This window comes from Teretinema zuelzerae, assembly GCF_021021555.1.
Lineage (GTDB): Bacteria > Spirochaetota > Spirochaetia > Treponematales > Treponemataceae > Teretinema > Teretinema zuelzerae.
In genome coordinates, this window is the sequence record NZ_JAINWA010000001.1 from 190,761 (window position 1) to 217,756 (window position 26,996).

Sequence of the window (26,996 nt, forward strand, 5' to 3'; positions counted from 1 at the left end):
ACCTCTCCAGTTATTTGATTTCCGCGAGCATCTGGCCTGCGGCAATCTGGGTTCCGGGAGCCACGAGGAAGTGAACCGATCCGGCGGCTGTGGCCTTGATTTCCAATTCCATCTTCATAGATTCGATGATGATGACGGTTTGGCCGACAGAAACTGTTGATCCTGCTGCTACGACATGCTTAAGCAGAGTACCGGCGACCGGAGCTGGTATAGTTACTCCTCCGGAAGGTACGGCTGCGGCGGCGGGAGCTGCTGCGGCAGGAGCCGCCGGGGCGACGGGAGCTGCTACAGGCGCGCCTCCGCCGATCGTGGCGATCGCCTGTCCGGCGGTGATCTGCGATCCAGGCTGGACAGCGAAGTTCACGGGACCATCGGCGGTTGCCTTGACCTCGAGTTCCATCTTCATGGATTCGATCATGATAATCGTCTGTCCGGACTTGACCTGAGCTCCGTTGGCAACGACATGCTTGAGAAGAGTACCTGCTACAGGAGCGGTAATGGTGGCGCCGGACGAAACCGCCGCGGGAGCCGCTGCAGAAGCCGTGCCGGCCGCCTTGAATGCAACATTGTATGCGGTGCCGTTTACATTCACGCTCATCGAATCGCCTGAGGGACCGGCGACGACATTGTAGTCGGCTCCGTTTACGCTGACGACATAGGATCCGCCCTTGCTTGATCCGGCGGCGGCTGCAGGAGCCGCATTGAAGGTCACGGGACCGTTAGCTCGTTCCTTGAAGAACTTGGGAGCGACTTTCGGGAACATGGCATAGGTAAGAATGTCTTCTGCATTGTCCGTTGCTCCGTTAGCGACAGCTTCTTTTTCGAGCTTTTCAAATTCGTTCGAAATGTCGTCGGCGGGACGATGCGTAATTGAAGCTTCCATCTTCAGCTCGCCGAGAGCCTTCTTCACGAGTTCGGGATTGCAGTCGGTAGTGGTCTTTCCGTACTTTCCTACCAGCAGGTCCTTCGTCTCCGCGGTAAGGCGGTTATAGCGGCCGAAAAGAACGTTGAACACAGCCTGAGTTCCGACGATCTGGCTGGTGGGCGTAACGAGCGGGATATATCCGCAGTCTTTCTGAACGATCGGAATTTCTTTGAGTACTTCGTCGATCTTGTCGGCGGCGCCCTGTTCCTTCAGCTGGCTTTCGAGGTTGGAAAGCATTCCGCCGGGAACCTGGGATACGAGGATGCGGGTATCCGCGCCGAGGAAGCTCGATTCGAACTTTGCGTATTTCTTGCGGACATCGCGGAAGTAGTCCGCGATTTCAAGAAGGAGTTTGATATCGAGGCCGGTGTCCATATCTGATCCCTGAAGAATCTCGACAAGGGTCTCGGTCGGGCTATGGGAGGTACCCATGGACATCGAGGAAATAACGGTGTCGAGAACGTCTGCGCCGGCTTTCGCGGCTTCGGTCAACGTAGCGACGGACATACCTGTAGTGGCGTGAGTGTGAACCTGGACGGGAATATCTACCTTGCTCTTTATGGACTTAACCAGCTCATAAGCGTCGAAGGGCTTCAGAAGACCGGCCATGTCCTTAATGCAGATGGAATCCGCGCCGGTATCTGCATAGGCCTTAGCCAGATCGGCATAGGCCTTCAGCGTATGTACGGGAGTCGTGGCATAGGAGATTGTAAGCTGGACGTGCTTTCCGGTTTTCTTCGCCGCGGCTGTCGCCCGGGCGAGATTGCGGGGATCGTTGAGTGCATCGAAAATTCGGAATACATCGACGCCGTTTTTCGCGGCTGCCTCGACGAATTTATCGACCACGTCGTCGGCGTAATGGCGGTAGCCGAGAAGGTTCTGGCCGCGAAGAAGCATCATAATGGGGGTATTGGGAAGCGCTTTCTTGAGAGAGCGGAGGCGATCCCACGGATCTTCGTTCAGGAAGCGGATGCAAGAATCGAAAGTCGCTCCGCCCCATCCTTCGAGGCTGAAGTAACCGACTTTGTCGAGCTTTTCGCAGATGGGAAGCATATCTGCAGTCGTCATGCGGGTTGCATGGAGGGACTGATGGGCGTCGCGAAGGACGAGATCAGAAATCTTTACTTTCTTGGCCATGTGGGTCTCCTTAATTCTTCTGTTTCTCGTTTATCGCCGCGGCTATGGCGGCGATAACGGCCTGATCAAGGCCCGGTGAAGCTGCAACAGTTGCAGCGCTTGATGCGGTTTTCGCATCCTTGTCAATACCTGTAACCTTCACGAAAATTTCGATGAGTTTCATAAAAGCAATGAGTATGACAAGGAAACTGAAAACAACGCCCATGCCTAACACAGTCAGCATACCGCTCTGACTGATCATCTCAGGTATTGTCATAAAGCCTCCAAAAAAATACTGAATCACTTCCAAGATATAGAAAAAAGTCTCCTTGTTCAAGACTACAAAAACCGCTATACTGTCAAAAATGGCATAAGTCGGGATCATGCGATCCGGAGGAGAATAGAATGAATCAAAACGAAATTTTAGCGCGGGCTAATACCTACTTATCCGAAGAAAAAGATGAAAAATTCGCCGCAGAAGTGCGGACTCTCATAGACCAGAAAGATTTTACCGAGCTCGAAGACAGGTTCTACCAGAATCTTGAATTCGGAACAGGAGGTCTGAGGGGAATTATCGGCGGCGGCACGAACCGCATGAATACGTTCATGATCAACCGCGCAACACAGGGATTGGCGAACTACTTCATCAAGACGTTTCCGGACAAGGCGAAAAACGGCACTCTCAGCGCCGTCGTCGCCTGCGACTCCCGCAGATACTCCGACGTTTTCGCGGAAGCGACCGCTTTGATATTCGCGGCGAACGGTTTTAAAACCTATCTGTTCACCGGCCTGCGCCCCACGCCTGAACTTTCCTTTGCGATACGAACGCTCGGCTGCGATACCGGGGTAGTCGTTACCGCCTCCCATAACCCGCCGCAGTACAACGGGTACAAGGCCTATTGGAACGACGGCGCACAGGTAACCGAGCCTCACGACGCGCTCATCATCGATGAGGTGAACGCTGTTTCAAATATTAAATCGATCGGCAGGAATGAAGCGCTTGACAAAGGCCTATTAAAACTCATCGACGCAGAAGTCGACGAACCCTATTGGGCGATGGTTCAGAGCAAACTGTTCAGACCTCAGCTAATACGCGAAAAAGCTCCCGAGGTGAAAATAGTCTACACGCCCCTCCACGGAACGGGCGCCATGCATGTCGAAAAGGTTCTGGGCAATCTCGGACTCAAGGTTATTTCAGTTCCGGAGCAAAGAGAACCCGACGGCAACTTCCCGACGGTCGCCTACCCGAATCCAGAAGAGGCGGCGGCGCTGAAAATGGCCGTCGAACTCGGAGTCAAGGAAAAAGCGGATGTGGTAATGGCGACTGATCCCGACTCCGACCGATTCGGAAGCGCTGTTCCCGGCCCCGACGGATCTTTCGTGTTGATTTCAGGCAACCAAATGGGAGCGCTCCTTACGGATTACATCTGCCTTTCAAGGAAAGAACTCGGTACCATGCCGAAAAATCCTGCGATCATCAGATCGATCGTCACATCCTCAATGGGAGACCGGATTGCGGCAAGCTACGGAGTTCATACATTGGAATGCCTCACCGGATTCAAGTGGATCGCGGCAGTGATGGCTCAATTCGAACAGACGAACAAGAACTCGTATGTATTCGGCTATGAAGAAAGCTACGGATACAACATTGAAACGGAAGTCAGAGACAAAGACGGCATATCAGCTGCGGCCTTATGCGCGGAAATGACTCTCTATTGGAGAAGCAAGGGAAAGAGTCTTCTCGATCGCTTGAACGAGCTATTCATCGCTCATGGTTATTTTGAGGAAAAAGCAATAAGCAAATCGTTCCCCGGAGCGTCCGGCGGAGAAACCATGAAAAAACTGATGTCCGACCTTCGCACAAACGGATTAAAAACCCTGGGCGGAAAAAAAGTTTCAACGATACGGGACATCAAGGAAAAATCGTCTTACTCCCCTTCGGAACCTGCTGTAAAAACAGCGATAGATCTTCCTTCAAGCAATGTTCTCCAATTCTTCCTTGAGGACGGTTCGGTCGTAAGCGCCAGGCCCAGCGGAACAGAGCCTAAAATCAAGTTCTATATATCGAGCGTGAGCCAAGTAGAAGGAACGGATCTTTCATCTGCTAAAAAAGCGGCAAACAAGACGATTTCCGCCATCGAAGCAGAAATCAAAGCAATACTCGATAGAGCGTAAGGACGGATACAGGTGGGACAATACGACTGGGTCGTTTCCGAGTTGAATACATTATCTTTTACTGCATTTGATACTGAAACCACAGGACTAGACCCGGTCAGCCAGCGGATAGTCGAGATCGGGGGAATACGATTCGATTCGAAAGGCCCTCGATCCAGATTCAATACGCTCATTAATCCGGGAACGCCGATGCCTGCAGAAGCTTCGCGAATTAACGGAATCACCGATGCGATGCTGACGGGAAAACCCGAAGCGGCTATTGCGATTCCCGACTTTCTGCGATTTATCGGCGACTCTGTGCTGATTGCCCACAACGCCCCCTTCGATATTAATTTTGTCAACGGCGAATTAGGCAGGCTCAGACTTCCCAGGCTGACGAATAAAGTAGTCGATACAAGGCTTTTTGCCAAGGAAGTATTTCCGGGCTTGCCCAAATACGCTCTGCAGGATCTGGCAGTTCGTTTTGGAATACAGGCATTGGAAGCACATCGAGCCGAAGACGACGCCAGAGTTTGCATGGAGCTTTTCCTCGTATGCGTTCAAAGGCTGAAAGAATTAATACCCGGTCTCGTAGCCGAAGTGAACGCCATCGAAAAAAATGCTCAAGCCGATGAGGAAAAGAATAATTCGATTAGAACAGAAGCAACCGTAAGCGAAGATCTATTCGACGATTTGGAAGAAGATCTCTTCGATGAAGAAATCCCCATCTGATAGGCCGAGGCAGCGTTAATCGTGGTAAAAAGCCTCGAGAACCTGTTGTCCGCGCAGTTTGCTTATCGCTTTTCCCTGAATCTGCCGAACGCGCTCCCTTGTAATCCCTAACAGCTTGCCGGTTTCCTCGAGCGTCAGCGGACCCTTATCAGTCAAGCCGAATCTGAGCTTAATAATTTTCATTTCACGTTCCGTCAACTGACTGAGAACGTCATCCATAGTCTGCTGCAAAGTCGCGGTAAAAACCAACTCGAAGGGTTCGATAAGCGAATCATCGCTGATCAGATCCGATAATCGGGTGTTATTGTCGTCGTCGACCGTAGTGTCAAGGCTTGTGGTATCCTGGGACAGGCTCATTATTTCAGAAATTCGCTGAGCGGGAATCTGCAAGTATTCGGATAATTCTTCAGGGCTTGGATCGCGACCGAGATCCTGAGTCAACTGCTTCGCGACAAAAAAACACTTGCTGATCGTATTCAGCATATGAATCGGGATTCTGATGATCCTGCCCTTATCAGCGAGACTTTTTATAATCGCCTGTCTAATCCACCACGTACCGTATGTTGAAAACCGGCATCCCCGGGTATAGTCGAAACGCTCGACGGCTTCAATCAATCCGATGTTGCCTTCGTCGATAAGATCGAGGAGGCCAAGTCCGCGATGCTGATAATTTTTAGCGATTGAAACGACAAGACGGAGATTCGCGGTTATCATTCGATTCTTTAATTCGCGCAGAGACGCTTCCAGCTTCGAAGATTCTCGAAGAAAGACAGGGTCTGCGGGCCGATCCAGGTAGGCTTCTTTCAATGATACAATGGCAAGCTTGATATGTTGAATTTTCTGACCGATTTCCTGCTCATCGTCGATATTAAGGAGAGAATACTTTGAAATCTGTTTCAAATACAAAGCGAGGGGATCAGTATCCTTTTGGGGCCTCAGTTTCTTGCCGGCTTTGGTATTCCGGGAATCTTCCAAAACCTTTTTTGAACGGGAACGCTCTTTTATAACTTTTTCCGATTTCATACCTGACGACACCCAATCCTGTTTAGTGCTTAATAGCCCCGGGGAGCCTTTGCAGGATCCACCGGAACATCCTTATTATACACCATAAAATATAGCTTTGGTTTTCCGGACAATGAATCGGATCCGAGATTTCCTATCTCATCACCGAAATTGAGTGTATCACCAGGCTTGACGGATATCTTGTCAAGACCTCCATAAACATAAATATATCCGCTTTTCGCCTGCAAAAAGACAACCTGGCCGAAGCCTCTATATGGACCGATCGAAAGGACTGCGCCGGAGGAAATCGTTTTAACCTTTTCGCCCAGTCTTGATGTGATAGAAACGCCGTACAACTTTCCATTCAAATATGATATATCCAATGCAGATACAGGCCACACGATTTTTTTGTCGACTTTCTGATTTGTATACGTTCTTGGGTCTTCAAGAGGTTTGGGAGGCACGGATGACAAAGGAACACCCGCAAAATCCGGCGATTGAGTCCGATTATTCTTTTCTGCAATTTTCAAACCTGATTCAGAATGGTTTTGAACTGATGAATCGACGGGAAGCAATAACATATCGCCGATTCGTATCGAAGAGTCCTTCTTGAGGTTATTTATTGTGATGATGCGTTCAACATCAACGTTGAATTCGCGCGCTATTCCGAATAAGGTGTCGCCCTTCTTTACGGTGTATGTCTTGGGAATCGACAATCGTTGACCCTCGCGCAATTTTGAAGGATCGGCGATTTTATTCGCAGCCATCAACGCCTCGGTCGATATGTTATATTTACGGCTGATTCCGTACAGGGTTTCGCCTTTTTGAAGAATATGAATCAATTCTTCTGACCATAAAGAAGAGAATAAAAGGATACAACAGAAGAAACCGGTTAAGCGGGCGAATTTATACTTACACATCATCTAGTATTTCGGCATTTCAGATGCTGCTCATTACCTGATTTGATCAAAGCTTGGTTAAGAAAGCATATCCTCGACATTAGAGGGCAATAAAGCGCTCATTGCATCCAGATCGTCGGCAGACACCATGAATTCCTTTTCATACGCTATCACTTCGTTCGACGAACGGAGCTTTTCGAGTAGGCCGTACACGATGTACGTCATAATAACCAGGCCGGCTTTTGGATGTTTTGTGATGTAATTGGAGAAATTTTCCCGCGAAAGAGCCATAATCAAAGACAAGCTCCGCGCTCGAACAGTCGCTGTACTCGGTTCGTCTTTAAAAATAGATGTTTCTCCGAAAGTTGCTCCCATCGTCAGCGAATTAATGTGAATTTCCTCTTTCTGCTGGCCTTTTTTAAGGATGTCCACATCTCCGGATAAGAGAATAAACAAACTTACGGAAACAGAACCTTCCTGTATGATTTTTTCCCCAGGCTCGTAGGAATACAAATTGCATATAGACGGCAAATCGTCCAGATCCGATCGGTCAATGCGCGAGAACATGGGAATATCAACAAGACTCGTAAACAATGCTTCAGGAAATATGTCAACTTTTTTCATATGCCGCTCCTATTATCAATTAACATAGTTTAACACACATCAAAATGAATATATGTTATAAACTGTTGAAATGAAAATTATTTTACTTTTTTTATACATATTATGCGTTTCAAATAATATTCTTCATTCTGATGAGGCATCAACGCAGTTATCGGACAAAATTGCCGGGCAGACTCGTTATACCATGACGGAACGCTCGAACTGGTCACGGTACGACAACGGATCATATACAGGATTGACCCATCGCGAAATCAGAGCAAATTTGCGTGCAGAGGGAATTTCAGCGAATACCAGGTTTTCCGGCTTTTTTTACGTTCTCGAAGAAACAAAAAAAGACATGATTCTGGCCGCGAGACCGGTGGATGCCATAAAAGAAGCATCGTTCACACTGCATGCCGATGGATCCATGGAGTTTCATACGGATTATGGATATCCTCATTTCCGCAACTTCCCCTTGATTCCAAATGAAGCGATCAAACCTGGAGATATATGGGAAAGCGAGGCAATCCGAGTGATAGATCCAAAGAACAATGGAACAAAGACGAAGCTTCCAATACTCGTTCAATACACTTTTACCGGAATGCAGGAATATAAGGGCCGGCAGGTGCAAAAAATAAAGGCGAAATTCGCTACACGATTCTCGAAATACAACATGCCGGCAGTAAAGGATCCCGAGCTTATCCAAGCAAATGGAACCCACGACGCAGAAATACTAATAAATCCGGAAACCGGCGTTACCATGCTTATTTTGGACCGTCTTGACGAAACATTTCAATATCTCGACGGGAGCACGATTCGATTTAAAGGAAACACAGCGATTTTTACCGAGTCTGCGGCTAGGGTAGAAAAAACAGCAATTTTATCTAAAGTAAAAAACCAAAATAACGAAGCTTCGAAAAAAAACAAGGGATTATCTCAAAATGATTCATTCTCATCCAGTGCAGACGCTGCCTTACCCGAAAAAACGAAATTTGCTGATCCAGTAAATCATGTTCAAGATCTTCCTGCCGCCGCTGAGAAAAGCGGCCGAGGCGGAAACGGTATGATTACACAAACACCTGAAACAGTTGCCCTGCTGGAGGATGGATCGTCATTTCTTCTGGAAGAAACGCCGAAGGGACTGAGGCTTTCAGTCAGGGACATCCGTTTTATGGCCGACAGCGATTCGGTATTGCCTGATGAGTACTGGAGAATCGATGCCTTGGCCGATATCCTCCGTTCGGCGGAAGGTTCCCAATTCCTTGTTGAAGGACACACCGCGAAGATAGGGAAGCCCCGGGGAGAGCTGGAGTTATCGATTTTACGAGCAAAAAAAATCGTGGACGAGCTTGTGAAAAGAGGAATCGCGGCTGATCGATTCATATATGCCGGCTTCGGAGGCGAAAAACCGATTGCCGATAACGCAACCGACAAGGGACGATCGATGAACCGCCGGGTCGAAATTACAATACTTGAGTGATTGCAGCCGGAAATTCCGCAAAAAAAGCATGCGCATGAATACCGTTGACTACTTTTCCTTCAGGATAAAGAGATAAAATATTTCTTCTGCCTTCCCGTAGATGCGTTGAGGTAATTCCGTACTGTATGGAGGAATCTGCTTCGATAAACGCTGCTATATGATCAGCGAAACGTACGAGCTTGCCGTCGATGGGATGAAATTTCTCGTCGTTATAGGATTCGTTCAGCTCTTCATACGTGACTTCTACGACCTTTCCTTCGGTATCGCGAATTCTGTTTTCAAATTCGTTAGCGGTGAAATACAGCAGTTCGTCCCGATAAGACTTATCCATCAAGGGGAGCAATTCTCGTTCAACGATACGGTCTTCAATTTCTTTGACGATTTGAGGCAGGTGGTGGGTTGCCTGTTTTACGGGTGATATAATATCCCTTGTGACTGCTTCGGGGAGATCGTGGAACAGAGCGGAAAAAAAGTTGTTGTAAAACCGTTTATCGCATAGAGGCGAGTTTCTTCCCAGTAACAGAGTCATCACCGCGACGAAATACGAATGACCGAGAACGCTGGTCCTTGGAACCCGGGGGGTCTGATTCCATCGGGTTTGGAAGCGCAACCGTTCAATTTGCATCAAGAAATCATACGGCTGTTGTTTGGTAACGAGCAGTTGCATGCAACGCAGGTCAAGAAAAGCCTCCAAATCCCTATTAAGCCCTTTTTCTATTTCGATAAGCCGGAATGGTTCATTGACAAGACGAAGCATTTCTACTTCTCTAAGTGTAGAATACTTATGCGCGGCTTTCAGTATTCTGGAAGTCGAATCCGATGCATCTATGGGAAGAAAGAGATGATTTTCGAATTCCGAGAACAAAGCGCAATCGACTATGACATCCCGATATTGATCGAGAACCCAATGATTCAATCGTTCAAATTCTTCCGGATATTCTTCTCGGATCATTCTTTGCACCGGAGCTTTTATATCGCAAAGCGCGATTTTTCGAAGCAGGTCGAAAAACGACCCGTAAATAATCCGGCGCCAATCGACTTTTACGCCCCGTTCTTCTTCGAATTTTCCGATCATATAGGCTAAAACCGTTTTTTCTGCGGTCTTATCCATTTCAATAATTTCAAAGGGCCTTACAAGATCATTCCATCTTTCAATGGAAAAAGCCTCGAAGATTTTCAGAACGAATTTTCTATCAAGCATGAAGGCTCCTTAATCTGAAAAAAAAGAGAAAAAACATCAGCGCTTTTGCGATTCGCTCTTCTGGTGGTCTTTTTCCATTTTTTCCTTCCAGATATCCGCTTTTTTCTTTGCTTCTTCCGCCTCGGTACGTTCATTTAGTATGATGTTTATGCGCCTTAACGCTAATAAATAATTAATTGCTAGACGGAAATCGTCAATTCTGCCGGTTGATAGTTCATACTTTTCGCGGTAGCGGTCTGCAGCTTGCTGCAACAAGCGTTTCAGCAGTCTGAGATGATAAATTGTATCGTCATAATCAGGCGATCTGGGGTCGAAGGCAATTTTCGAAGCCTGTTTAAGATCCAGAATATTTTTTGTTACAGTCGCAAAGCGCGCTTCCAGTTCGACAAAGGTCCAACGCCACTTTGTATTGTCTCCGTACGCATCCAGAACCAACCGGATCGCAAGTCCTAATTTACGTATCAGGTAATAGCGTTTTGTCTGAGGAAGATTGCGTATTTCTTCGATCTGAGCTTCATAATCAGAATAGGGAACATCGATGAAATTCGTGACTACCTCTTCGAGATAAATAACTGCTTTATACAGCGTTTTACGGGCTTCATTAAGCGCATCCTCATTTTTAACCCCGAGAAGGGAAAGCGATAATGAATGCTTCGCTAAATATAGCGTCGTTAAATAGAGCATTTCATCGGTCAGCATTAAACGCTTATAAGAGGCGCCGACTGAATCGTTTTCGATCATCATGAGCATATTTTTTTCCCGAATAAGCAGGGAGTCGATTTGTTGTTGATAGATGGCTACATGCTCGCCGTACAGTTGTCGAGCTTCTTCGGTAACTTTTGCCACTTCCCCACTCCTTGGAAAAAAATCAGCGATATTTATTCAATAATTCCGTCGCATGCTGCAATGAGGCTTCGGAATATCCGTCTCCTGAAAGCATTCGCGCTATTTCCTCGATCCGTTTATCGCCAACAACGGCAGAAGCGCGAGTAATTGTTTTGCCGTCAGCGATATTCTTCTCTATTTTAATCTGATTATCGGCGCGAACTGCAATGCTCGCAAGATGCGTTATGCATAATACTTGTTTTCTCTTCGATAAATCCCTGAGATGCCCGCCTACCGCCAGCGCAATCTCTCCGCCGATTCCTGTATCGATTTCGTCGAATATCAAGGTATCGGTTTCGTCGGCGTCTGCCAAAACGGTTTTCAACGCAAGCATAATTCTTGACAATTCGCCGCCCGAAGCGATCTTGGCAAGAGGCCGAAGAGGTTCGCCCTGATTCGGAGCTATTTGAAACTCGATATCGTCGAACCCCCATGGACCGCACATTTGAATCGTGTCTGAACCTTCGCGTTCCTGAATAGAAACGTGAAAAAGCGTTCCAGGCATGCCTAACGTACGCAGAATTTCCTCAACTTTTGTCTGAAGGATCAATGCCGACTCTTTTCTTCGCTTCGATATCGCCTTACCAAGCCGAAAAAGCTCTTTCTCTATTTCCGCTATCGTCGCATCGAGCTGAGCTCTATCTTCATCCGAATTTTCAAGAGCTTGAAGTTCGTTTTTTGCTTCTTTCGAATAAGCCAACACATCGGAAATCGTGGGACCGTATTTCTTTTTTAGTTTAAAAAGATCGCTCAAACGTTCTTCGATGTAATCAAGCCTGGCAGGATCATAGATCAAGCTTTCAGAATATTGTCGAAACGACTCAGAGATGTCTTCTATCTCGTAAAAAACATTTTGCACGCGGGCATCAATTTGGCTCAATGAAGAATCAATAATTGAAGAAGAGTCCGTCAGATTCTTAACTTTTTTTAAAGAAGGAACGATTCCTTCGTCTTTTGATAATAACGAGGTTATCTGGTCAGAAAGAGAATACAGTTTTTCGAATTGTCTAAGGCGCTGTTCTTCTGATTCAAGTTCTACCTCTTCGTTTTCGGATATTGAGGCAGAGTCGATTTCCGAAACAGCAAACGACAACAATTCCATCCGATCGGATCTTTCTTTCGCAGACAGTGAAAGTTCGTCTTTTTTTTTGCGATTCAGCGCTAATTCAGCATATAAACGGGTGAAATCCCGAACATCCTCTTCCAATCCGGCAAAGACATCTAAAAAACGGCGATGCTGGTCCACGCGAAGCAGGGATTGATGATCATGCTGTCCATGCATATCGACTAGAAAAGACGTGAAATCTGCTAATTCCTGGCGGGTAACAAGAGCGTCCTGTATCCATGTCTGAGTCTTGCCGGATTGACGAAGCGATCGGCGAAGAATAACGCGATTATCTTCAAGCTGAATGTTTTTATCAGCTAACCATTCGCGAGCGCTTTTTGCTGATTCCGGCAAATATACAGTTCCAGAAACTCTAGCCTCATCGCAACCTGTCCGTATGCTGTCAGCAGTTGCTTTCCCGCCCAGCAAAAAAGAAAGAGAACCGATTAAAATTGATTTTCCTGCTCCAGTTTCTCCTGATAAAACGGTAAAACCGTTTTCAATATCCAGCGAAACCGAATCAATTAATGCAAAATCGCGAACGGATAAGTCTTCAATCATAACCTTGGTCCTTACTCTCTTTGTCGTTCAGTTTATCCGATACAGGCATTCCCGACCAGTTCAACTTAGACCTGAGAGCAGAATAAAACACGCTTGAGTCGCAGCCGATTAGCATAACCCTCCGCGATGCCTCGCTGATTTTTATCTCGTCTCCGGTAACCAGCGGGCATACTTCCTGGCCATCGACCGTTAGTATTGTATTCGTTTGACGAGACTGGAGAATTTTCAAGGTCATTTTTCCAGAAGAGGGCAATACAATCGGTCTATTCGACAATGAAAACGCGCAAATAGGCGACAATACAAAAGCCGACATATCAGGAGCCAAAATGGGCCCTCCTGAAGCCGCCGAGTAGGCAGTGGAACCAGTCGGCGTAGCGACGATAATGCCGTCCGCTTTGTAAGTTCCGAATGAATGTCCGTTGAACGATACTTCCATTTGAACAATTCTTGCAATTCCCGTTCCTGAAACGACAGCATCGTTCAATGCTTCGGATTCGAAGATCCGTTCAGAACCTCGATATACTTCAGTATGCAACAACATCCGTTCAATGCCATTCGTATTACCGTTAAGAAATTCTGTTAAGGGAATCATCCAGCTGTCCGGCTGAATTCCTGCAATAAATCCGAATTCTCCTAAATTGATGGGAAAAATCGGAATGCCCCTCTCGGCAAAAAAACGCGCTGCAAAAAGAACCGTCCCGTCGCCGCCAAGAGTAACAGCGAAATCAGCTTTTTCAAAAGGTTTTTCTGCCATTGAACCGTCAAAATAATATATGTGCGAATTAATATTTTTGGCAGAAAGAAATGAAACGACTTCCTTTGCAATTTGAAGAGGCTCCGGTTTCCATGTGTTAACGATGACCGCCGCTATTCTATCGGATTCCATCATACTATGTAAAACTCACGGCAACGTTGCAAGAATCTTCGAGATCTTCGCAACATTTGCGGCTCCCAGGCGAGGATAAAGCGGAAATAAAACACACCGCATTGAAAGGGATTTTGCATTAATGAAGCCTTCAACATCGTCGCCCAATACTGATAGAACGCTATCGCTAAAGGCCTCTTCTATTTCAATATCCTTTTTTGTCGCATACTGTCGTACTTCTTTTAATCCGCTGGATAATATCACCGGAAATCCATATACCGACGAAACTACCTCTTCGCCCTGTATTATGGTTTTATGACGGCCCTGCATCAGAGAACGGAGAAATAAAGAATGCATTTCTTTTCTTGTTTGGCTGTTTCTTCCGAGTTCCTTAAATTGAACCCAAGCCAATGCCGCGTTTATGTCGGGAAGAATGTCGGTTTTCGGTGCTTCATCGACCAGTTTTTTCAGAACGATAGCTTCGCGCTTGTTCGCCGCTAAAAGTAAAGCTCCTCCTCCGGCTGTCAGCAAATCACGATCTTCCAAGCCCAAAATCGAAAAGATTCCGAAAGTTCCTACCGGCTTCTCGTTGACAAAGGTGCCGACGCTTTGCGAAATATCTTCAATAACAGGTATGTTCAAAGCCAGAATTGAAGGCATATCCGGTACAAAACCGAGAGTCTCATGCAGGAGGATTAGCCTGCCGCCTTGATCCACGGCATTTTTCAATGAATCCGCAGTAACAACTGCCGTTTCGGCATCGACGTCGGCGACTATGGGATTATACCCTAAACGCGATACAGCATGATAATGCCAGGCAGGAGCTAAAGCAGAAATTATGATACCGCTTCCAGCAGTAAGATTTAAAGCATTACATGCATAGGCTAAAGCAATTGAAGCGCTTCGGAATACGCCCGCTCCCTCGAATGAAAGACTCTCTTTAACAGTCTGAGAAAAACGTTGATTCATTTCGCCGGGACCAACGCGCTCGGCAACCATGCAAGTCAAAACCGCATCCATCTCTTTACGACGGATCGTAGAACTAAAAACTGGTATTTTCATGTATATCCAAACTAAAAATTTTTATAAACTTGCTAACTTTTGGAGCTCTTTAGGATTAAACAAACGCCTGATGTCTAGTACTATGAGATAACTTGAATCTTGCCGTACTACACCGTTGATGTACTCCGCTCCGATTCCGCTGATCATTTGAGGAGGAGGCTGAATTTCTGATTGCTGAACCATCACGACTCTTGCGATGCGGTCAATAATTATACCGAGTTTATTCCCATCGATGTTTATAATTATAAAACCTCCGAGATACTCGTCACCTTCTTCGAGCTGGGCTTTTTTAAGGTGGAATCGTTTATGCAAATTGATAATCGGTATTATCTCGCTTCTTAAATTGAATATGCCTTCCACGTAATAAGGTGCGTTCGGGATCGGTCGTATATCCTGTACACGAACAATTTCCTTAACATCCATGATGTCTACGCCATACAATTCTTCACCGAGCTGAAATGTAACAAGCTGAAATTGTGAATCGCCTGCGGCCATGAGCACCTCCAATAACTACTAACAATAAGAATACTATGTATTAGTTTTTTCTTCAAGGAAGTTTTTGAACTAGCAAGGGGAGAAGGAATAAAATTACTTTTATGCTTGAATTTAAAATAAAAAAGCCTGGCAGCTACCTACTTTCCCACTTTGCAAGCAGTATCATCGGCGTTAGAGAGCTTGACTTCCGTGTTCGGGATGGGAACGGGTATTGCCTCTCCACTATGGCCACCAGGCATTATTAACTAATGTCATGTGCGTCCGCTCATGTTTTCTTTCCGCCTGCCCTCTTCGAAAGACGTCTTTCATCAATTACGCCTTTTATAACAGGCTGTAGACTCTTTCGTAAGATCCATTTCCAACCGGTTTCGAGCGAACGGCAAACCGATTGATAGTACGCATGGCGCATAGGGTGTTTAGAAACGAGAAACGTATTTTAGAAGTAAAACGATAATATGGTCAAGCCTCACGACTTATTAGTATTGGTCGGCTGAACACATTACTGTGCGTAGACCTCCAACCTATCAACCTGGTAGTCTCCCAGGAGTCTTTAGGGGGATTAAATCCCCAGGGATGATTTATCTTGAGGTGGGCTTCCCACTTAGATGCCTTCAGCGGTTATCCCTTCCGAACTTAGCTACCCTGCACGTGCCCTTGGCAGAACAACAGGTACACCAGAGGTTCGTCCACATCGGTCCTCTCGTACTAAATGCAGCTCCTCTCAATCATCCAACGCCCATAGCAGATAGGGACCGAACTGTCTCGCGACGTTCTGAACCCAGCTCACGTACCGCTTTAATTGGCGAACAGCCAAACCCTTGGGACCTGCTTCAGCCCCAGGATGCGATGAGCCGACATCGAGGTGCCAAACTTTCCCGTCGATGTGAACTCTTGGGGAAAATCAGCCTGTTATCCCCGGAGTACCTTTTGTCCGTTAAGTGACGGCGCTTCCACTCGCTACCGCCAGATCACTAAGACCTACTTTCGTACCTGCTCGACCTGTCAGTCTCGCAGTCAAGCCTCCTTGTGCCTTTACACTCATACGCCGATTTCCATCCGGCGCGAGGAGACCTTCGCGCACCTCCGTTACTCTTTGGGAGGCGACCGCCCCAGTCAAACCGCCCACCTATCATTGTCCCCAGACCAGATTCATGGCCAAGGTTAGAATCCTAATTCAGCAAGGGTGGTATTTCACTTGTCGACTCCTCGCAACCTGACGGCCACGTCTCAACGTCTCCCACCTATCCTACACATGCTAAACCAAGATCCAATAATAAGTTACGGTGAAGGTTCACGGGGTCTTTCCGTCTAACTATGGGTAACCGGCTTCTTTACCGGTATATAAATTTCACCGAGTCTCGCGTTGAGACAGTGCCCAGAATCGTTACACCATTCGTGCGGGTCGGAACTTACCCGACAAGGAATTTCGCTACCTTAGGACCGTTATAGTTACGGCCGCCGTTTACTGGGGCTTCGATTCAAAGCTTCGCGGCTCCGCTAACCTCTCCTCTTAACCTTCCAGCACCGGGCAGGTGTCACCACCTATACGTCCCATTACTGGTTCGCAGATGGCTGTGTTTTTGATAAACAGTCGCCTGGGCCTGCTCTGTGCCACCCCCACTCTTTAACCAAACAGGGGCCACACTTCTTCCGAAGTTACGTGTGCATTTTGCCGAGTTCCTTAACGCGAGTTCTCTCGAGCGCCTGAGATTTCTCATCCCACCTACCTGTGTCGGATTACGGTACGGTCTTTTTCAACCTAGCCTTAGACAGTATTTCCCGGCACCGTGATTACGTCCGCTTCGCTCAGCCGTAGCTTCGCTCGCTGTCACAGCTTACCTCTCGTGGTGGATTTGCCTGCCACAATCATCGGCTCGCTGCTTCGACCGGGACAACCGTCGCCCGGCCGGATTTCACCTCATGCGTCCTGCCTTCGAAATTGAAAAAGGTTCCGGAATATGAACCGGATTCCCATCGACTACGACTTTCGTCCTCGCCTTAGGGGCCGACTTACCCTGGGCAGATGACCTTTACCCAGGAAACCTTAGGTTTTCGGCGGAGGGGAATCTCACCCCTCTTTTCGTGTACTTATACCTGCATTCTCTCTTCCATCCCCTCCAGCGCCCCTCACAGGTACGCCTTCTTCGGTCCATGGAATGCTCCCCTACCACCTATACTAGTAGTATAGATCCGTAGCTTCGGTATACCGCTTAGCCCCGTTACATTATCTGCGCATGAACACTCGACCAGTGAGCTATTACGCACTCTTTAAAGGAATGGCTGCTTCTAAGCCAACCTCCTGGCTGTCTATGTATTCACACCTCATTTTACACTGAGCGGTATTTCGGGACCTTAGCTGACGGTCCGGGCTGTTTCCCTCTTGACTATGAACCTTGTCGCACACAGTCTCACTCCCATACGTTGACTTTCGGCATTCAGAGTTTGATTGGGTTTGGTAGGCGGTGAAGCCCCCTAGTCCATCCAGTGCTTTACCTCCGAAAGTTTTGTATGAGGCTGTCCCTAAAGGCATTTCGGGGAGAGCCAGCTATTTCCAGGTTTGTTTAGCCTTTCACTCCTAGTCACAAGTCATCCCTACCTTTTTTAACAGATTAGAGTTCGGTCCTCCACTCGGTATTACCCGAGCTTCAACCTGCTCATGACTAGATCACCTTGGCTTCGGGTCTACGACAACGAACTATTTTCGCCCTTTTCAGACTCGGTTTCCCTCCGGCTCCGTGACTTCTATCACTTAACCTCGCTCGTTACCGTAACTCGCAGGCTCATTCTACAAAAGGCACGCCACTACCCTTTCGGGCTGTGACATCTTGTTAGTGTATGGTTTCAGGTTCTATTTCACTCCCCTCGCCGGGGTTCTTTTCGCCTTTCCCTCACGGTACTTCTGCACTATCGGTAGCTACGGAGTATTTAGCCTTGGATCGTGGTCGACCCGGATTCCGACAGGGTTTCTCGTGCCCCGCCGTACTCAGGTACCGCATCAAAGAGACCGATCTATTTCGCGTACGGGGCTTTCACCCTCTTTGACTGGCCTTCCCAAACCATTCCGCTATATATCGATTTTATCACTCTTCGGCTTACGCCCATGCGGCCCTACAACCCCCGTTAAACGGGTTTGGGCTCTTCCGATTTCGCTCGCCGCTACTTTCGGAATCTCCGGAGGATCGCTCCTCTTCTTGATTTCTGTTCCCGGGTTACTTAGATGGTTCAGTTCACCCAGTGTGGCTTTCGTACCCTATTTTATTCAGATATCGAATGAAGGAATCGCTTCCATCGGGTTACCCCATTCGGCTATCCAGGGATCACAGGATATGTGCTCCTTCCCCTGGCTTTTCGCAGCTTATCACGGCCTTCTTCGCCTCGTAGCTCCAAGGCATCCACCATACACCTATTCTTCGCTTGACCATATTATCGTTTCTTCTTTTCGATCCCTCTTCGTTTTCACGCGCCTTCTTCGCTCGCATCTCTTCTTTTCCACCCGTGTTACGGCTTTCTAAAAAGTTCCGCTTCGCTTGCAAAACGCGCTTTTAAGAGATTCAAAAAGAAACCTTCGTTTCTTAACTTCATCGCATTTCTGCGATGCTTCTCGTTTCCTTCCCTATGTTGTATGTCAAATATCGCTTGTAACTGATTAAAACAATCGAATTACAAAAACTCTTTCCAAAAAAAGCACTAATCAAAATGCTTATGGAGATAAGGGGATTCGAACCCCTGACCTACGGCTTGCAAAGCCGCCGCTCTAGCCAGCTGAGCTATATCCCCAATAAAAAGGTAAAGGGAAAGAAGGATTTTCAAGATTCGTTTTGATTCGATTCGAATGTGCCCTGTTGTACACGCGCATTGCAGCGCCAGGGACTTTTTTTCGTAACAATCGGTTATCGCTAACCGTTTGTCGAAACTCACTGCCGTTAGACAGAAAGCTTCTATTGAAACGCTCGCTCTTTGCCCATGGATGTTTTCGGTCGAAGACCGGAAACTCCAGGGCGAAATGCGAAGCATTTCGCCTTTCTCTCAGAAAGGAGGTGATCCAGCCGCACCTTCCGGTACGGCTACCTTGTTACGACTTCACCCTCCTTACTAAGCGTACCTTCGGCACCGCCCTCCCTTACGGGTTAGACTAGCGACTTCGGGTACCCTCAACTCGGATGGTGTGACGGGCGGTGTGTACAAGGCCCGGGAACGTATTCACCGCGCCGTGCTGATGCGCGATTACTAGCGATTCCAACTTCATGAAGTCGGGTTTCAGACTTCAATCCGAACTACGGTAGCTTTTTTGCGTTTTGCGTGACCTCGCGGTTTAGCATCGCTTTGTAGCTACCATTGTAGCACGTGTGTAGCCCTGGACATAAGGGCCATGATGACTTGACGTCATCCCCACCTTCCTCCGGTTTGTCACCGGCAGTTCCGCCAGAGTCCTCACCTTAACGTGTTAGTAACTGGCAGTAGGGGTTGCGCTCGTTGCGGGACTTAACCCAACACCTCACGGCACGAGCTGACGACAGCCATGCAGCACCTGTCAAGCGGCGTATTGCTACGCTGATATATCTCTATACCATTCCACTTGATGTCAAACCCAGGTAAGGTTCCTCGCGTACCATCGAATTAAACCACATGCTCCACCGCTTGTGCGGGCCCCCGTCAATTCCTTTGAGTTTCACCCTTGCGGGCATACTTCCCAGGCGGTACACTTATCACGTTAGCTTTGGCACTGAGACTCATGCCCCAACACCTAGTGTACATCGTTTACGGTGCGGACTACCAGGGTATCTAATCCTGTTTGCTCCCCGCACTTTCGCACCTCAGCGTCAATCATCAGCTAGAAACCCGCCTTCGCCACCGGTATTCTTCCAGATATCTACAGATTCCACCCCTACACCTGGAATTCTAGTTTCCCCTCTGTGATTCAAGTCTGGCAGTACCCAATGCAATTCTACAGTTAAGCTGCAGGATTTCACACCAGGCTTACCAAACCGCCTACATGCCCTTTACGCCCAATAATTCCGAACAACGCTTGCCCCCTACGTGTTACCGCGGCTGCTGGCACGTAGTTAGCCGGGGCTTATTCACCGACTAATGTCATCATGATGTCATTCCCTACACCACTTATTCTTCATCAGCAAAAGGATTTTACAACCTTTCGGCCTTCTTCATCCACGCGGCGTCGCTCCGTCAGACTTTCGTCCATTGCGGAATATTCTTAGCTGCTGCCTCCCGTAGGAGTTTGGGCCGTATCTCAGTCCCAATGTGTCCGTACACCCTCTCAGGCCGGATACCCATCGTCGCCTTGGTGGGCCGTTACCTCACCAACTAGCTAATGGGACGCGGGCCCATCCTCGAGCCAGGCCGTAGCCTGATTTCCTCTTCTCGCCACAGCAAAAAGAGCGTATTCGGTATTATCCACTATTTCTAATGGCTATCCCCATCTCAAGGGTAGGTCACCCACGCGTTACTCACCAGTCCGCCACTCTAGGGGGAGCAAGCTCCCCTTGCCGTCCGACTTGCATGCTTAAGACGCGCCGCCAGCGTTCGTTCTGAGCCAGGATCAAACTCTCCATGATATATTCTCTAAATCCCTTGCGGGATCAAGATATCATTTTCAAGTCCTCTCCCTTTAATCTATTTAAAGGAATTGCTTTCTTCTCTTTTTCGCCCTTTGCAGAGCTACTCTTGTTCAGAAAGCGTCAAGACCGCTTCTTCGTTTCCGATTTCAGCAATCTATCGAGGTTTGTTATTCTCTTCTCTTTTTCGCGAACCTCACCGTTTGGTTGTCTGCACACTATCAAAAGAATGCTCTGTTACAAGCGTTCTTTTCTTCGTATACTGACGCTTCAAACAGCGTCCTTCTTTCCCTTCCCTTTATTTTCAAAGACCATTTTCGCTGCCATCCCCTGTTCGGGCTTAGCGGCGAGTGAATCGACTGTATCACAGCTTCACGCTTTCAGTCAATCCCTTTCACCTTGATTCCCGTACGATTATTTTTCAAATCGCCGGAGCATCGATAGACGATACGGATAACAATCTAGTCGTGAAGCTTTTCTGTTCATAAGAGTACATCGCTTTCATCTGTTACGAAAAAAAGAGTTCTTCTTATGAAGAGTACCAACACAGAACGATCAGTTATTCGACCCTGTTTTCTCATGCCTTAAAAAACTGAGACATGAAAACATTCAAGATCTTTTATGGAAGATACTTTTCAGGCCGTCTTACGGCTCAAATATCTTCCATAAAAAAGCCTGGCAGCTACCTACTTTCCCACTTTGCAAGCAGTATCATCGGCGTTAGAGAGCTTGACTTCCGTGTTCGGGATGGGAACGGGTATTGCCTCTCCACTATGGCCACCAGGCATTATTAACTAATGTCATGTGCGTCCGCTCATGTTTTCTTTCCGCCTGCCCTCTTCGAAAGACGTCTTTCATCAATTACGCCTTTTATAAAAGGCTGTAGACTCTTTCGTAAGATCCATTTCCAACCGGTTTCGAGCGAACGGCAAACCGATTGATAGTACGCATGGCGCATAGGGTGTTTAGAAACGAGAAACGTATTTTTGAAGTAAAACGATAATATGGTCAAGCCTCACGACTTATTAGTATTGGTCGGCTGAACACATTACTGTGCGTAGACCTCCAACCTATCAACCTGGTAGTCTCCCAGGAGTCTTTAGGGGGATTAAATCCCCAGGGATGATTTATCTTGAGGTGGGCTTCCCACTTAGATGCCTTCAGCGGTTATCCCTTCCGAACTTAGCTACCCTGCACGTGCCCTTGGCAGAACAACAGGTACACCAGAGGTTCGTCCACATCGGTCCTCTCGTACTAAATGCAGCTCCTCTCAATCATCCAACGCCCATAGCAGATAGGGACCGAACTGTCTCGCGACGTTCTGAACCCAGCTCACGTACCGCTTTAATTGGCGAACAGCCAAACCCTTGGGACCTGCTTCAGCCCCAGGATGCGATGAGCCGACATCGAGGTGCCAAACTTTCCCGTCGATGTGAACTCTTGGGGAAAATCAGCCTGTTATCCCCGGAGTACCTTTTGTCCGTTAAGTGACGGCGCTTCCACTCGCTACCGCCAGATCACTAAGACCTACTTTCGTACCTGCTCGACCTGTCAGTCTCGCAGTCAAGCCTCCTTGTGCCTTTACACTCATACGCCGATTTCCATCCGGCGCGAGGAGACCTTCGCGCACCTCCGTTACTCTTTGGGAGGCGACCGCCCCAGTCAAACCGCCCACCTATCATTGTCCCCAGACCAGATTCATGGCCAAGGTTAGAATCCTAATTCAGCAAGGGTGGTATTTCACTTGTCGACTCCTCGCAACCTGACGGCCACGTCTCAACGTCTCCCACCTATCCTACACATGCTAAACCAAGATCCAATAATAAGTTACGGTGAAGGTTCACGGGGTCTTTCCGTCTAACTATGGGTAACCGGCTTCTTTACCGGTATATAAATTTCACCGAGTCTCGCGTTGAGACAGTGCCCAGAATCGTTACACCATTCGTGCGGGTCGGAACTTACCCGACAAGGAATTTCGCTACCTTAGGACCGTTATAGTTACGGCCGCCGTTTACTGGGGCTTCGATTCAAAGCTTCGCGGCTCCGCTAACCTCTCCTCTTAACCTTCCAGCACCGGGCAGGTGTCACCACCTATACGTCCCATTACTGGTTCGCAGATGGCTGTGTTTTTGATAAACAGTCGCCTGGGCCTGCTCTGTGCCACCCCCACTCTTTAACCAAACAGGGGCCACACTTCTTCCGAAGTTACGTGTGCATTTTGCCGAGTTCCTTAACGCGAGTTCTCTCGAGCGCCTGAGATTTCTCATCCCACCTACCTGTGTCGGATTACGGTACGGTCTTTTTCAACCTAGCCTTAGACAGTATTTCCCGGCACCGTGATTACGTCCGCTTCGCTTCGCCGTAGCTTCGCTCGCTGTCACAGCTTACCTCTCGTGGTGGATTTGCCTGCCACAATCATCGGCTCGCTGCTTCGACCGGGACAACCGTCGCCCGGCCGGATTTCACCTCATGCGTCCTGCCTTCGAAATTGAAAAAGGTTCCGGAATATGAACCGGATTCCCATCGACTACGACTTTCGTCCTCGCCTTAGGGGCCGACTTACCCTGGGCAGATGACCTTTACCCAGGAAACCTTAGGTTTTCGGCGGAGGGGAATCTCACCCCTCTTTTCGTGTACTTATACCTGCATTCTCTCTTCCATCCCCTCCAGCGCCCCTCACAGGTACGCCTTCTTCGGTCCATGGAATGCTCCCCTACCACCTATACTAGTAGTATAGATCCGTAGCTTCGGTATACCGCTTAGCCCCGTTACATTATCTGCGCATGAACACTCGACCAGTGAGCTATTACGCACTCTTTAAAGGAATGGCTGCTTCTAAGCCAACCTCCTGGCTGTCTATGTATTCACACCTCATTTTACACTGAGCGGTATTTCGGGACCTTAGCTGACGGTCCGGGCTGTTTCCCTCTTGACTATGAACCTTGTCGCACACAGTCTCACTCCCATACGTTGACTTTCGGCATTCAGAGTTTGATTGGGTTTGGTAGGCGGTGAAGCCCCCTAGTCCATCCAGTGCTTTACCTCCGAAAGTTTTGTATGAGGCTGTCCCTAAAGGCATTTCGGGGAGAGCCAGCTATTTCCAGGTTTGTTTAGCCTTTCACTCCTAGTCACAAGTCATCCCTACCTTTTTTAACAGATTAGAGTTCGGTCCTCCACTCGGTATTACCCGAGCTTCAACCTGCTCATGACTAGATCACCTTGGCTTCGGGTCTACGACAACGAACTATTTTCGCCCTTTTCAGACTCGGTTTCCCTCCGGCTCCGTGACTTCTATCACTTAACCTCGCTCGTTACCGTAACTCGCAGGCTCATTCTACAAAAGGCACGCCACTACCCTTTCGGGCTGTGACATCTTGTTAGTGTATGGTTTCAGGTTCTATTTCACTCCCCTCGCCGGGGTTCTTTTCGCCTTTCCCTCACGGTACTTCTGCACTATCGGTAGCTACGGAGTATTTAGCCTTGGATCGTGGTCGACCCGGATTCCGACAGGGTTTCTCGTGCCCCGCCGTACTCAGGTACCGCATCAAAGAGACCGATCTATTTCGCGTACGGGGCTTTCACCCTCTTTGACTGGCCTTCCCAAACCATTCCGCTATATATCGATTTTATCACTCTTCGGGTTATCCCCATGCGGCCCTACAACCCCCGTTAAACGGGTTTGGGCTCTTCCGATTTCGCTCGCCGCTACTTTCGGAATCTCCGGAGGATCGCTCCTCTTCTTGATTTCTGTTCCCGGGTTACTTAGATGGTTCAGTTCACCCAGTGTGGCTTTCGTACCCTATTTTATTCAGATATCGAATGATGGAATCGCTTCCATCGGGTTACCCCATTCGGCTATCCAGGGATCACAGGATATGTGCTCCTTCCCCTGGCTTTTCGCAGCTTATCACGGCCTTCTTCGCCTCGTAGCTCCAAGGCATCCACCATACACCTATTCTTCGCTTGACCATATTATCGTTTCTTCTTTTCGATCCCTCTTCGTTTTCACGCGCCTTCTTCGCTCGCATCTCTTCTTTTCCACCCGTGTTACGGCTTTCTAAAAAGATCCGCTTCGCTTGCAAAACGCGCTTTTAAGAGATTCAAAAAGAAACCTTCGTTTCTTAACTTCATCGCATTTCTGCGATGCTTCTCGTTTCCTTCCCTATGTTGTATGTCAAATATCACTTGTTTCGCCAGCATCTTGATTAGCCGCCCGCAGGCAACACGCTTTCAAAACCGGCTTCTTTCTTTTCCGAACCTGTATTTCACTCGTCCGGGTCAGATCAATGGGCCTGATTAGAGTTGAACTAATGACCCCTTCCTTATCAGAGAAGTGCTCTAACCGACTGAGCTACAGGCCCGTCAGAAACAGAAGTCTTAAACCCCTCTTTTCTTTCGCTTCGCTCCCCGTTCGTACCGGAGACGCCTGCGAAATATGGAGGAAAAAACTCGTCTTTCTGTATAAAAAAAGGTAAAGGGAAAGAAGGATTTTCAAGATTCGTTTTGATTCGATTCGAATGTGCCCTGTTGTACACGCGCATTGCAGCGCCAGGGACTTTTTTTTCGTAACAATCGGTTATCGCTAACCGTTTGTCGAAGCTTCTGCCGTTAGGCAGAAAGCTTCTATTAAAACGCTTGCTCTTTGCCCATGGATGTTTTCGGTCGAAGACCGGAAACTCCAGGGCGAAATGCGAAGCATTTCGCCTTTCTCTCAGAAAGGAGGTGATCCAGCCGCACCTTCCGGTACGGCTACCTTGTTACGACTTCACCCTCCTTACTAAGCGTACCTTCGGCACCGCCCTCCCTTACGGGTTAGACTAGCGACTTCGGGTACCCTCAACTCGGATGGTGTGACGGGCGGTGTGTACAAGGCCCGGGAACGTATTCACCGCGCCGTGCTGATGCGCGATTACTAGCGATTCCAACTTCATGAAGTCGGGTTTCAGACTTCAATCCGAACTACGGTAGCTTTTTTGCGTTTTGCGTGACCTCGCGGTTTAGCATCGCTTTGTAGCTACCATTGTAGCACGTGTGTAGCCCTGGACATAAGGGCCATGATGACTTGACGTCATCCCCACCTTCCTCCGGTTTGTCACCGGCAGTTCCGCCAGAGTCCTCACCTTAACGTGTTAGTAACTGGCAGTAGGGGTTGCGCTCGTTGCGGGACTTAACCCAACACCTCACGGCACGAGCTGACGACAGCCATGCAGCACCTGTCAAGCGGCGTATTGCTACGCTGATATATCTCTATACCATTCCACTTGATGTCAAACCCAGGTAAGGTTCCTCGCGTACCATCGAATTAAACCACATGCTCCACCGCTTGTGCGGGCCCCCGTCAATTCCTTTGAGTTTCACCCTTGCGGGCATACTTCCCAGGCGGTACACTTATCACGTTAGCTTTGGCACTGAGACTCATGCCCCAACACCTAGTGTACATCGTTTACGGTGCGGACTACCAGGGTATCTAATCCTGTTTGCTCCCCGCACTTTCGCACCTCAGCGTCAATCATCAGCTAGAAACCCGCCTTCGCCACCGGTATTCTTCCAGATATCTACAGATTCCACCCCTACACCTGGAATTCTAGTTTCCCCTCTGTGATTCAAGTCTGGCAGTACCCAATGCAATTCTACAGTTAAGCTGCAGGATTTCACACCAGGCTTACCAAACCGCCTACATGCCCTTTACGCCCAATAATTCCGAACAACGCTTGCCCCCTACGTGTTACCGCGGCTGCTGGCACGTAGTTAGCCGGGGCTTATTCACCGACTAATGTCATCATGATGTCATTCCCTACGCCACTTATTCTTCATCAGCAAAAGGATTTTACAACCTTTCGGCCTTCTTCATCCACGCGGCGTCGCTCCGTCAGACTTTCGTCCATTGCGGAATATTCTTAGCTGCTGCCTCCCGTAGGAGTTTGGGCCGTATCTCAGTCCCAATGTGTCCGTACACCCTCTCAGGCCGGATACCCATCGTCGCCTTGGTGGGCCGTTACCTCACCAACTAGCTAATGGGACGCGGGCCCATCCTCGAGCCAGGCCGTAGCCTGTTTCCTCTTCTCGCCACAGCAAAAAGAGCGTATTCGGTATTATCCACTATTTCTAATGGCTATCCCCATCTCAAGGGTAGGTCACCCACGCGTTACTCACCAGTCCGCCACTCTAGGGGGAGCAAGCTCCCCTTGCCGTCCGACTTGCATGCTTAAGACGCGCCGCCAGCGTTCGTTCTGAGCCAGGATCAAACTCTCCATGATATATTCTCTAAATCCCTTGCGGGATCAAGATATCATTTTCAAGTCCTCTCCCTTTAATCTATTTAAAGGAATTGCTTTCTT

General features: G+C 48.2%; 14 protein-coding genes, 2 tRNA genes and 6 rRNA genes. 3 read left to right on the forward strand and 19 right to left on the reverse strand.

Translation table 11 applies throughout. The annotated features are described in order from the left end of the window. Positions 1–10: 10 nt before the first annotated feature. Together oadA and K7J14_RS00965 are read right to left on the reverse strand one after the other, a co-directional pair. The gene (gene oadA, locus K7J14_RS00960) at positions 11–2,062 is read right to left on the reverse strand and encodes a sodium-extruding oxaloacetate decarboxylase subunit alpha (protein ID WP_230752195.1); all 2,052 of its coding nucleotides are present in this window, start codon (positions 2,060–2,062) and stop codon (positions 11–13) included. Between the two features lie 10 nt (positions 2,063–2,072). Further along, a complete protein-coding gene (locus tag K7J14_RS00965) occupies positions 2,073–2,345 on the reverse strand; it encodes an OadG family protein (RefSeq protein ID WP_330165589.1) in 273 nt (90 codons plus the stop codon). Between the two features lie 101 nt (positions 2,346–2,446). Here K7J14_RS00965 and K7J14_RS00970 point away from each other — a divergent pair, with 101 nt between their 5' ends. Beyond that, positions 2,447–4,216, forward strand: a complete 1,770-nt coding sequence (locus K7J14_RS00970; protein ID WP_230752197.1) for a phospho-sugar mutase — start codon at positions 2,447–2,449, stop codon at positions 4,214–4,216. A gap of 12 nt (positions 4,217–4,228) precedes the next feature. Next, positions 4,229–4,927: a 3'-5' exonuclease gene (locus tag K7J14_RS00975; protein ID WP_230752198.1), complete on the forward strand. Its 699-nt coding sequence runs from the start codon at positions 4,229–4,231 to the stop codon at positions 4,925–4,927. A 15-nt stretch (positions 4,928–4,942) separates the two neighbouring features. On the opposite strand, the gene K7J14_RS00980 is transcribed toward K7J14_RS00975, so the two are convergent. The 3 genes from K7J14_RS00980 to K7J14_RS00990 form a co-directional block, all read right to left on the reverse strand. Continuing rightward, entirely contained in the window at positions 4,943–5,950 is a 1,008-nt protein-coding gene (locus K7J14_RS00980; RefSeq protein WP_230752200.1) for a sigma-70 family RNA polymerase sigma factor, read from the reverse strand. Positions 5,951–5,979: 29 nt separating this feature from the next. Further along, positions 5,980–6,771 (reverse strand): M23 family metallopeptidase, encoded by a 792-nt coding sequence (locus tag K7J14_RS00985; RefSeq protein ID WP_230752202.1) that lies wholly within the window; start codon positions 6,769–6,771, stop codon positions 5,980–5,982. A gap of 135 nt (positions 6,772–6,906) precedes the next feature. Next, positions 6,907–7,452, reverse strand: coding sequence for a cyclic nucleotide-binding domain-containing protein (locus tag K7J14_RS00990; protein ID WP_230752203.1), 546 nt, complete (start codon positions 7,450–7,452; stop codon positions 6,907–6,909). A 70-nt stretch (positions 7,453–7,522) separates the two neighbouring features. Here K7J14_RS00990 and K7J14_RS00995 point away from each other — a divergent pair, with 70 nt between their 5' ends. Next, a complete protein-coding gene (locus tag K7J14_RS00995; RefSeq protein ID WP_230752204.1) occupies positions 7,523–8,911 on the forward strand; it encodes an OmpA family protein in 1,389 nt (462 codons plus the stop codon). Here the strand turns inward: K7J14_RS00995 and K7J14_RS01000 are convergent. From K7J14_RS01000 to K7J14_RS01065, 14 genes are all read right to left on the reverse strand, one after another. Then, entirely contained in the window at positions 8,895–10,112 is a 1,218-nt protein-coding gene (locus K7J14_RS01000) for an HD domain-containing protein (RefSeq protein ID WP_230752205.1), read from the reverse strand. The genes K7J14_RS00995 and K7J14_RS01000 overlap by 17 nt on opposite strands. 36 nt (positions 10,113–10,148) lie before the next feature. Further along, entirely contained in the window at positions 10,149–10,958 is an 810-nt protein-coding gene (locus K7J14_RS01005; RefSeq protein WP_230752206.1) for a hypothetical protein, read from the reverse strand. Between the two features lie 22 nt (positions 10,959–10,980). Next, entirely contained in the window at positions 10,981–12,663 is a 1,683-nt protein-coding gene (recN, locus tag K7J14_RS01010; protein ID WP_230752207.1) for a DNA repair protein RecN, read from the reverse strand. Next, positions 12,656–13,552, reverse strand: a complete 897-nt coding sequence (locus K7J14_RS01015) for an NAD(+)/NADH kinase (protein WP_230752208.1) — start codon at positions 13,550–13,552, stop codon at positions 12,656–12,658. Before K7J14_RS01015 ends, recN begins: the two co-directional genes overlap by 8 nt. Positions 13,553–13,564: 12 nt before the next feature. After that, the gene (locus tag K7J14_RS01020) at positions 13,565–14,590 is read right to left on the reverse strand and encodes a DegT/DnrJ/EryC1/StrS family aminotransferase (protein WP_230752209.1); all 1,026 of its coding nucleotides are present in this window, start codon (positions 14,588–14,590) and stop codon (positions 13,565–13,567) included. 21 nt (positions 14,591–14,611) lie between these two features. Beyond that, positions 14,612–15,085, reverse strand: a complete 474-nt coding sequence (locus K7J14_RS01025) for a chemotaxis protein CheW (protein WP_230752210.1) — start codon at positions 15,083–15,085, stop codon at positions 14,612–14,614. A 124-nt stretch (positions 15,086–15,209) separates the two neighbouring features. After that, a 5S ribosomal RNA gene (rrf, locus tag K7J14_RS01030) occupies positions 15,210–15,321 on the reverse strand. Between the two features lie 219 nt (positions 15,322–15,540). Further along, positions 15,541–18,505, reverse strand: a 23S ribosomal RNA gene (locus K7J14_RS01035). Between the two features lie 283 nt (positions 18,506–18,788). Then, positions 18,789–18,862, reverse strand: a tRNA-Ala gene (locus tag K7J14_RS01040). A 253-nt stretch (positions 18,863–19,115) separates the two neighbouring features. Further along, positions 19,116–20,658: ribosomal RNA gene (locus K7J14_RS01045) — 16S ribosomal RNA — on the reverse strand. A 673-nt stretch (positions 20,659–21,331) separates the two neighbouring features. Further along, positions 21,332–21,443: ribosomal RNA gene (gene rrf, locus K7J14_RS01050) — 5S ribosomal RNA — on the reverse strand. Between the two features lie 219 nt (positions 21,444–21,662). Next, positions 21,663–24,627, reverse strand: a 23S ribosomal RNA gene (locus K7J14_RS01055). A 318-nt stretch (positions 24,628–24,945) separates the two neighbouring features. Then, positions 24,946–25,019 (reverse strand) — tRNA-Ile (locus K7J14_RS01060). Between the two features lie 354 nt (positions 25,020–25,373). Beyond that, positions 25,374–26,915 (reverse strand): 16S ribosomal RNA (locus K7J14_RS01065). Together the 16S, 23S and 5S rRNA genes with 2 tRNA genes alongside form the textbook arrangement of a ribosomal RNA operon. Positions 26,916–26,996 lie beyond the last annotated feature (81 nt).

Coding starts and splice junctions, on each gene's coding strand:
- K7J14_RS01020 (WP_230752209.1), bottom strand. CDS start 14,590: ATGAAAATACCAGTTTTTAGTTCTACGATCCGTCGTAAAGAGATGGAT.
- K7J14_RS01015 (WP_230752208.1), bottom strand. CDS start 13,552: ATGATGGAATCCGATAGAATAGCGGCGGTCATCGTTAACACATGGAAA.
- oadA (WP_230752195.1), bottom strand. CDS start 2,062: ATGGCCAAGAAAGTAAAGATTTCTGATCTCGTCCTTCGCGACGCCCAT.
- K7J14_RS00995 (WP_230752204.1), top strand. CDS start 7,523: ATGAAAATTATTTTACTTTTTTTATACATATTATGCGTTTCAAATAAT.
- K7J14_RS01000 (WP_230752205.1), bottom strand. CDS start 10,112: ATGCTTGATAGAAAATTCGTTCTGAAAATCTTCGAGGCTTTTTCCATT.
- K7J14_RS00990 (WP_230752203.1), bottom strand. CDS start 7,452: ATGAAAAAAGTTGACATATTTCCTGAAGCATTGTTTACGAGTCTTGTT.
- K7J14_RS01025 (WP_230752210.1), bottom strand. CDS start 15,085: ATGGCCGCAGGCGATTCACAATTTCAGCTTGTTACATTTCAGCTCGGT.
- K7J14_RS00970 (WP_230752197.1), top strand. CDS start 2,447: ATGAATCAAAACGAAATTTTAGCGCGGGCTAATACCTACTTATCCGAA.
- K7J14_RS00980 (WP_230752200.1), bottom strand. CDS start 5,950: ATGAAATCGGAAAAAGTTATAAAAGAGCGTTCCCGTTCAAAAAAGGTT.
- recN (WP_230752207.1), bottom strand. CDS start 12,663: ATGATTGAAGACTTATCCGTTCGCGATTTTGCATTAATTGATTCGGTT.